The 1,398-nt window shown below is 31.4% G+C and carries 2 protein-coding genes; one reads left to right on the top strand and one right to left on the bottom strand.

All coding sequences use genetic code 11. The features are described from left to right. Window positions 1–87 precede the first annotated feature (87 nt). A complete protein-coding gene (locus tag AC3AX0_RS09630; RefSeq protein ID WP_487550076.1) occupies window positions 88–375 on the top strand; it encodes a hypothetical protein in 288 nt (95 codons plus the stop codon). 29 nt (window positions 376–404) lie between these two features. Here the strand turns inward: AC3AX0_RS09630 and AC3AX0_RS09625 are convergent, their stop codons facing one another. Next, window positions 405–1,142, bottom strand: coding sequence for a zinc ribbon domain-containing protein (locus tag AC3AX0_RS09625; protein ID WP_487550075.1), 738 nt, complete (start codon window positions 1,140–1,142; stop codon window positions 405–407). Window positions 1,143–1,398: the final 256 nt, after the last annotated feature.

Genomic DNA, 1,398 nt, shown 5'->3' with positions numbered 1-1,398 from the left:
TACAAGATATACAAAATGAGGATTTTTAGGCGTAAAAAAGCAGGAAGTTAACATTAAAATTTACTATTGAATAGGAGCGGCAAATTTATGGACAAACAATTATTAAGTAAGGTTATACAAAGAAAGAGAAAGGCACTAAAAACATATACATTAGAACAAACAGCAATAGCTGGGTTTATTAGTGGATTCATTGGACTTATACTTGGAGGGTTTTATACAGCTATATTGGGTGGAATTATTTGGAATATTTCAAATGTACTTTTATATGCAATTATTGGTTCTATCATTGGATATTTTAATAGTAAAAACAAAAAAGAGGACTTACAGATAGAATTGATGATACTTGAAAGCTTTGAGGATAGTTATACTAATTAGCAACATTAATAATGATATCCTCCTAATCTCTATTTTTCAACTAGCGTTAACTCCTTACAATGATTAATTATATATGCCTTTACTTGTTCAAAATCTTCTTTGGCCACGTAGACCTGATTGTGATCTAAGCTCTCATTAACATAGATAACATGCCTGCTAGGCTTTGCTACTATTTTTTTTACATTTTTGAATTCAGAATAACTACTCTCTTTAGAACCTGCCATTAGACCTGCACCTGCAGTTTGAGGACTACCCGTTGCAACACCAGCCAACACAGTAATCATAGCCATAACTTGATTCTTCTTAAACTGTTTTTTCATTTGAATATGATGAACTCCTTTGTCATTCAATTCAAAGACAACTTGATAGCCACCTCCATTCATAACCGTTACAATAGGGTAAGCAATAATTACAAAGGCTGTTACTACACCTATCATTCCAAGAAACATCGAAATAAAAACACTGACAGCATCTAAAAATCCTTGCTCAAAAATCTCTAATCCCGTTACCAAAAGAACTGGGAACATCCCACCTATAAAGAAAACTTTCCATAATGTAATCATAATTGTTGGATTTTTCCACATATTCATTCTATATGTCCAACGATATATACCATCTTTACCTAAAACAATATTCTTGCTGAAGACCATCTTCTTGTATTTTTTTGGTTGGCTATGGGATGATTTCTCCACTACCACAGGTGTTCCACAAAATTCACAAAACTTGCTATCCTTTGAAATCTTTTTATTACAATGGTTACAATTCATAATACGCCTCCTTTAATACAGTAGAATAATCCTTATGTCTAGTTTAATTATATCAAACTGAAGTCTGAGTAACAAATATTTATCAGCATTAAAGAGGGAAGATATAATTTCTTGAATTATATCTTCCCTCTCTGATTTACTACAAATAAAAAAGGCAGTTGAAATCTACTCTTTACTATTTTCACACTATTAAATTGAACTACTTAACCTTTTTTTGCTTTACTATTGGCTCCGGTTTTATTTTCTTTATTGTTTC

Source organism: Dethiosulfatibacter sp. (assembly GCF_983023055.1).
The sequence above is the reverse complement of the archived record's forward strand: the minus strand, read 5'-3'. Positions and strand labels throughout refer to the sequence as shown.

What these genes read in the sequence shown, in the direction of transcription:
- AC3AX0_RS09625 (WP_487550075.1), bottom strand. Translation starts at nt 1,142, where the DNA reads ATGAATTGTAACCATTGTAATAAAAAGATTTCAAAGGATAGCAAGTTT.
- AC3AX0_RS09630 (WP_487550076.1), top strand. Translation starts at nt 88, where the DNA reads ATGGACAAACAATTATTAAGTAAGGTTATACAAAGAAAGAGAAAGGCA.